At 45.5% G+C, this 7,074-nt stretch carries 8 protein-coding genes; all 8 read right to left on the reverse strand.

All coding sequences use genetic code 11. The features are described 5' to 3' along the window. Nucleotides 1-62: 62 nt before the first annotated feature. On the reverse strand, nucleotides 63-998 hold the full coding sequence (locus HMPREF3027_RS00325; RefSeq protein ID WP_070706307.1) for a hypothetical protein: 936 nt from the start codon (nucleotides 996-998) through the stop codon (nucleotides 63-65). 7 nt (nucleotides 999-1,005) lie between these two features. Then, entirely contained in the window at nucleotides 1,006-1,602 is a 597-nt protein-coding gene (locus tag HMPREF3027_RS00330) for a hypothetical protein (protein ID WP_070706308.1), read from the reverse strand. A gap of 162 nt (nucleotides 1,603-1,764) precedes the next feature. Next, entirely contained in the window at nucleotides 1,765-2,523 is a 759-nt protein-coding gene (locus HMPREF3027_RS00335) for an ABC transporter ATP-binding protein (RefSeq protein ID WP_070706309.1), read from the reverse strand. Beyond that, nucleotides 2,520-3,518 carry a FecCD family ABC transporter permease gene (locus HMPREF3027_RS00340; protein WP_070706310.1) on the reverse strand — a complete coding sequence of 333 codons (999 nt, stop codon included), beginning with the start codon at nucleotides 3,516-3,518 and terminating at the stop codon, nucleotides 2,520-2,522. Before HMPREF3027_RS00340 ends, HMPREF3027_RS00335 begins: the two co-directional genes overlap by 4 nt. Continuing rightward, nucleotides 3,518-4,660: an ABC transporter substrate-binding protein gene (locus HMPREF3027_RS00345; RefSeq protein ID WP_070706311.1), complete on the reverse strand. Its 1,143-nt coding sequence runs from the start codon at nucleotides 4,658-4,660 to the stop codon at nucleotides 3,518-3,520. Before HMPREF3027_RS00345 ends, HMPREF3027_RS00340 begins: the two co-directional genes overlap by 1 nt. A 56-nt stretch (nucleotides 4,661-4,716) precedes the next feature. Further along, the gene (gene pssA / locus HMPREF3027_RS00350) at nucleotides 4,717-5,433 is read right to left on the reverse strand and encodes a CDP-diacylglycerol--serine O-phosphatidyltransferase (protein ID WP_070706312.1); all 717 of its coding nucleotides are present in this window, start codon (nucleotides 5,431-5,433) and stop codon (nucleotides 4,717-4,719) included. 18 nt (nucleotides 5,434-5,451) lie between these two features. Then, the gene (locus HMPREF3027_RS00355) at nucleotides 5,452-6,132 is read right to left on the reverse strand and encodes a phosphatidylserine decarboxylase family protein (protein ID WP_070706316.1); all 681 of its coding nucleotides are present in this window, start codon (nucleotides 6,130-6,132) and stop codon (nucleotides 5,452-5,454) included. 71 nt (nucleotides 6,133-6,203) lie between these two features. Then, a complete protein-coding gene (locus HMPREF3027_RS00360) occupies nucleotides 6,204-6,929 on the reverse strand; it encodes a DUF5020 family protein (RefSeq protein WP_246830492.1) in 726 nt (241 codons plus the stop codon). Nucleotides 6,930-7,074 lie beyond the last annotated feature (145 nt).

Below are 7,074 nucleotides of genomic sequence, written 5' to 3' on the forward strand. Positions count from 1 at the left end.
GCGTGTCTATATTATGCATAGGGCGGTAGAGTTTCTACCGCCCTTTTTTGTGAATACTCAAACTATAACTTTGGCAAATCCTTACTAAAATCATTCAAAAACGTTGTCCGATGCCCATCAAATCTAAACAATGTCATATAGACTGGAACTCCATAATCCTCCTTTGTAATAGGGGTATCGCAATACTCCATTATAATGTCAATAGGATTAATAAGGGGGGAGTGATCCAATACTTTCGCTTTTCCATTATTATTCACTCGTATTTCAGAAGTATAGAGAAGTGCCTTTGATTTATTATCAAGCTTATTAAAGCCGTGTTTAATTGCCCCCTCAAGCGCTAACTTAACCTCTAGCTCCTCTTGATTACTAAAAACCAAAAAAATAACGTCACGACCATAGATTACACGCTCTACAACTCCTAACTGATCGTTCCATTCAACAGGATTAGTTTCACTGTTTTCATACACAAAGAACAATCCAGCGAAATCATAAAACCATCTTCGAATCTCATAATAATAAACAGTCTTATGGGGAGGCAATAATTGATTTATCGCAAAAAAACGCTTTAGATCAACTATTTGTCCATATTTATAGTGTATGAAGTTGAAGCTATCCTCTTTATAACCACCAGCAATAAAACGCATAATTGTATGCTTGCTTTGGCTACCATATTTTTCACCTATATATTTCTGATAGCTTTGCATATCCTCCTTATTCGCAAGTAGTTTTTTTTCCACAATATCTCCAAAGATTGGTCCTCCGATGGTCACCATTGGAGGGCGAGGATTTGGCACCATACGTGGCACTCTTTTATTGAGATCATTTAGTTCAATTAGACCCCCTACAAAAATATTCTCTGGGTCTAGTATTTTAATAAACCATTCACCATCATAGCTAGCATTAACCACTGCCCCCTCACTTCTTTGAGGTAACAAAGCAACTGCACCCAAAGTGCAAACGACATACGTTATGAATTTTCTAAACCTAATTCTTTTCATAGCTATATTAATTACCTGAAGTCTCTTTCTTGAATGAAACAATAATATGAGTCCAATAAAACGAACCAGTCTCATACTTAGGAAGTTCGGACTCATCACGCATAGTGTAACTCGTTCCTTGAGCGAGAAACTGTCTATAGTTCTCCGTGTAAACGATATGGAAGAAAGTTACAGGCAACTCCAACTCACCATTCGCATTTATATTTACAGTGATAGGGATCTGACTCGTTTTGTCTTCAAAAACTTGTTGTAGCTGATTGGCATTTGAATTGACAACCTTCATCTTTTCTACAAGTCCGTAACGTTTGTCTATAAATAACGAGTCTTTGTCTATGGTTATTGAAGCAGGTATGCCGAATTCAGCACGTTCGCCCCACATCTCTTTGACGGCTTCCATTGTGTGGTCTTTCTCCTCCTTCTTACCGTCCTCTATCACAAAAGAAGCAACAACTCTCTCAAATGAGGGAACATAGGTACCAGAGAGAAGGTCTTCCTCAATCTCAGGCGTTGGTGTTGGAGGAACTTTGTTATCTTTCTCTTTACACCCAAAGCATAATCCTAAGATTAGAGCTGTAACTTGTAACGTTAACAATAGTTTTTTCATAAGCTAGATATATCTATAAAACGATTTTCACTACACACTTAGTGCAAATGTAAGGAATAATTATCATAAACACAAATTATATCTTTAATCATTTGGTGCGTATATTACACAATATAAGGAACCATCGTTTAACGGAGATCTACTTTGAGCAAAGCATCTAATCTATAGGCGGATATGTACCGCTCCCGTCTGAGGGTCAAAATCGATTTGGTCCGAGCTAAAGAGTTGCTGGATATATTGGCTCTCCTTCATCTCAGGAGTGGGAAGGGTAGTCAGTTGTTGATCGTGGATCAGCATAATTCGGTTGCAGAGCTGTAGAGCAACATCCAAATCATGAGTACTAAAGACGATCACCTTTTGCCGCTCCGAAGAGAGCCTCTTAAGAAGTAGCGCTAGGTCGTACCGGTTAGGCAGGTCGAGAAAAGCCGTTGGCTCATCTAGCAGGATAACTGGCGTATCTTGGGCTAAAGCCCTTGCAATCATCACTCGTTGATTTTCCCCATCACTGATCTGGCTCACATACCTATGGGCAAGATGGGAGATACCCACTAGTTCCAGCGACTCCTCCACCACCGCTCTATCATGATTAGAGAGGCGCCCCATTCTATTCGTGTAAGGACTTCTCCCCAAGCCCACCACCTCAAAAGCGGTCAGTTGAGGCGCTCTACTTCTTCGGGTGGTCACGACACTCATCAGCCTAGCTCGTTGCGACTCACTCAGCTGATGGATAGGTTGCCCACCCACTAGCACTGTCCCCGATAGCAGGGGGAGCAGACCAGCAAGATGTCTTAAAAGCGTACTCTTACCCGCACCATTTCTTCCCAATAATGCCACAAGGTCGCCACTCTCCAATAGCGCATTGGCACCCTCGACCAAAGGAGTTTGATACCCCACCGAGACCTCTTTCAGCTCTACCTTCATCGCTTGGATAATTGGCTAAAGACCACCTTTAGAATAATAGGAATACCCAATAAAGCCGTAACCGAGTTAATCGGTATCACTAGCCACTTAGCAATCATATCGCAGAGTAGCATAGCAATTCCACCCATAAGCATTGTAGCAGGGAGCAAAACCGCATGATCGGAAGTGCGAAAGATATAGCGTGTGGCATGAGGCATCGCCAGACCAATAAAACCAATCGGGCCGCAGTAAGTCGTCACCGTACCAGCCATCAACGTAGTAGCACCAAAAACCATCATACGTGTCCGCTTTCGATTCATGCCCATCGTTTGAGCATACTCGTCACCCAGCAATTGCAGATTGAGCGACTTGATAGAGAGGAAGGAAAGCATAAGCCCCACCACCATCACAGGAATCAATAACTGCAGATGGCTACGAGTAATACTTGAAAAAGAACCAAGACTCCAAAGCGTGTAGAGCTTGAGCTGCTCCGCACTCGAATAGTACTGGAGTATCTGAATGATAGAGGAGACAATATAGCTCAGCATCACGCCGACCACCAGCACCCCAAAGATATTGGCTATCTTACGGCTCAGCATCAGGATCAGAAAAAGCACAAGAAGGGCACCCAGCCATCCAGCACCTAGGACACCAAAGTCCAGTACCCACTGTGGCACCGCACTCCCTAGCAGTGGAACGCCCAGCATAAAGAGTGCCACACCAAGGCTAGTACCCGAACTAACCCCCAAGATATAGGGATCGGCAAGAGGGTTTTCAAACATCGTCTGCATCATCAACCCACAGACCGGTAGAGAAATCCCAACGATCAAAGCCACCAATACCCGCGTGAGCCTCACCTTGGTGATGATATACCCTACCCCTTCATTACCACCTCCTAGAAAAGCCTGTATCACCTTGCTAGGAGCATATAGCACATCCCCCACCAAAAAGTCGCCAATAAAGAATAGCAACAGTAGCAGGATAAGTACCACAAAGTAAGCCTCTCGCCTAGACATCACTCCACAGCTATATGACGGTAAAAGTAAAGAGTATGCTCCTGAAGCTCCGGGTGAAAGATCTCTATTAAGTCTTTAAGGATCAGGTCGGGACGAACAATCCCTTCTTGATAATAGGCTGTACCACCAGCCTCAGAGATAATCGCATTATTATTGTAGAGATGATCCAATTGGATGGGGCGGATCTCCTTGGCATGCGTCCGCAATACCTCAGGGAGCTCTTTGTAGCTGGTTGCCATGCCAAGTCCAATCCAGTAATCAGCCTTAGAGAGTTTTTCCAACGCCTCCTCCATACCAATATGCGATACATCTCCAGCCTCTTTCTCGCCAGTCTCAGGGATAGCCCCTGCATCTCTGATGAGCGAAGCGGTCACACTCTGCGTCGCAGGCAACACCCACACATCGTTGAATGGAGTATTAAGCATCACCCGAGGTCGCTCCTCCTCAGGCACATTGGCAGCAATAGCCAATGCCTCTTGATAGTTATGCACTATCTGTTGGAAGCCCGTGATTCCCTTCTCTCGTTGGTCAAGAATCTCGGCAAACATTATCACCCACTCACTCTTTCCCAAAGCAGAAGGCTCCAAATAAGCACCACTATATATATAAGGTATCCCCAGCTCCTCCAACTTATCAGTCATAAGGGTTTCGGCATCAGAGACTCCGTAGCAAAAGACCACATCGGGACTCAACCCCACAAGGGTTTCATACTGTATCTGCTCACCTAAGTCTACCACCCCATTCTTAGGGTCGGTAAGATAATCATTAATCAGATACTGCAGCCCACTAACACCCACCACTCTCCGCTCATAGCCGAGGTACTCCAGCATCCCCACATGCGTAGTTGATAGTGCCACCAATCGTTCTGCACCCGCCTTCACCACCTGACCGGTAAAACCTTCAGGTGCTTTCTCTCCATTTCGCTCCACATAGGTATCCATCACCACTCCACTAGCTCCCTGCCAAGGGTTGGTAATTCTGATGATCGTACTCTCCTGCCCTTCAATCGAATAGATAGTAAAACCAGTAGCATATTCAGGAGTATACAGAGGAGTCAGTAGCTCCTCATAGCTCTTCGACTCCTTTCCGCAAGCAAAGAGCAAGCAGGCAATTAGATAAAAGGATAGATGTCTCAGTTTCATAGTTAAAGATATTTTTGGGAGTTGATGAAATAGTTCAGATAAAGTTCTGCGGATAGTTAAGGGATCATCTTCTTAAAGTGATCCCATAGATTAATGAGCAAATAAAGCCCCAGTGCCAGTGCCAGACCACTAAAGCTCCACAGGATCACCCCTACTATCGCCACTGCCACGACCACTCCTATACGAGTCAGGTGTCCAGCTCTACTCATGGTGGTAGAACCCTTAAGGGAAAACATAGGGATCTCCGAGATCAATAGGTAGGAGAGGAGCAATACCACAATCCCATAAAGAGGATAGACCTTGTACTTAATAGTCAGGGGCACGGTACTAATCACACTGGCATTCGTCAAAGTATAATAGGCGAGCCCAGCAAGGAAAAGTGCATTAGCTGGTGTAGGAAGCCCAATAAAAGAGACCGTCTGGCGCGTATCGTGATTAAACTTTGCCAGTCGATAGACCGAGGCAGGAACCACCACCAGAGCCAGCTCTGGTAGAGGGAAATTGATCGCCTCGAGTGCCACCGTCATCATCATAGAGGGCGCCACCCCGAAGGAGATCACATCGCAAAGCGAGTCAATATCCTTGCCCAGAGGTGAGAAAGCTTGGAGCTTTCTCGCGGTAAAGCCATCAAAGAAGTCCATCACCGCCGCCAAAAGCATAAAGATAATCGCCGTAAATAGGTCGCCATACTTCAGGGCATAGTAGGTCGCCAAGGTGCCAAAAAAGGCATTGCCTAGGCTGATGAGATTGGGGATATGCTTACGAATCTTCATGATCTACTGATATACACATTAGCTTTGGCTCTGATCCACCTTAGGCAAGACCGCCATCAGTGTCTCATTACCCCAAACCACCTGACCAAGCTCCACCTTGACCTCACTCCCCAGTGGTAGGAAGAGATCCACCCGCGAACCGAACTTGATGAAGCCAAGTGGCTCATCCGTCTCGTACCGCTCGCCCACCTCGGCATAAGTGATGATACGCCTTGCCACTGCACCAGCTATCTGACGCACCAGTACCTGCTGCCCGTGCTCCGTCTGGATCAAAATGGTACTCCGCTCATTCTCCACACTACTCTTAGGTAGGTTGGCACTCATAAAGCGTCCATTATGGTGGTCAAGATAGGTCACCTTACCAGCAATTGGAAACCACTGAGCATGCACATTGAAGATGGTCATAAAGGTAGAAATCTGAATACAATCGCACTTAAGGATTTCGGGCTCATAGACACGCTCTATCACCACGATCTTACCATCAGTAGCCGCCAGCACCGCACGAGGGTCGGTAGACTGCTGCTTACGCTTTGGGAATCGATAAAAGTTAAAGGAGAGCCCTAGCAAGATCACTACACAAACCAGCCAAATCCAAAAAGGCACCTTCGACTCTACAAGGATATAGAGGAACACCAATGAGAGTCCAAAGAGCACGGTCGCTCCCACCAAAAAGGCTAGCCCCTCCGTATGTACACGCAATAAGCGCTTTTCACGCTTCGACATAAACCAAATACTTACGATCCAACTTAATAGGCACTATGCCCAATTGATTACTTAAAAGTCCACTTAAGACCCACGGTTGGAAGCACGTAGAACTTATCTGGAGCCAGCATACTGTAGGAGACCTTCACCTCTGTACCAAGGCTCAAATTAAAGTCATCGTGGACACCGACAAACTGATTGAGATTTACCCAAAACTGAGGCTCTGCAAGGAAATTTACCCCACTCTTCACCCCCTCAAGGTTTTGAGTGCTTAGGGTGCCAAAGCCACAGAGTGTAAAGACACGGTTCCAGCTGGTCCAGCTCCAAGTGGTATGGAGGGTCATATTGTGAGGCTTCGCCCACCCTTGGTCATAGCGATACGCCATATTGACTCCGAAGTAAGTCTGGCGTGCCACATTGCTATACTTCCATGCCACACCACCGAGGTAAGAGTGATTGAAAGCGGTCTCGCTTCCTCTTGCCAATCCCCCATTATACTGGGTAAGGATATAGATTGGTGCCTTCCAAAACTTCGTATAGCGGTGTATCTGAGTATAAGCATTTTGCAGGTTACCATCCCCCATATTCATATCCACGAATAAGAAGTTGCTACCCCACTTATCCGAGGATAGATGCTGGATCGTCACCAAATTGGCTGGAAGATGCCCCTCCTTCAGCTCCTCATAAAAATACTTACCTACAATATGGTGATACTCCACCTGAGTCTGTGCCTTAGCTACAGAAAAGAGCGATAGAAAAAGTACCGCTACCACTAGTTTTAGTTGAACTCTCATCTCTTGTATATTCATTAATTTAACATCTAAAAGCAAAGCTACAAAAAATATCACAGTTGCAGAGGCATAACTCCAATGCTTGCAGGGGTTACGCATTAGGAGTAAATGTATAAGAGAATGTTGCACGAAGTGCCATTCTCGCACA

The organism is Porphyromonas sp. HMSC077F02 (genome assembly GCF_001815465.1).
Lineage (GTDB): Bacteria > Bacteroidota > Bacteroidia > Bacteroidales > Porphyromonadaceae > Porphyromonas_A > Porphyromonas_A somerae.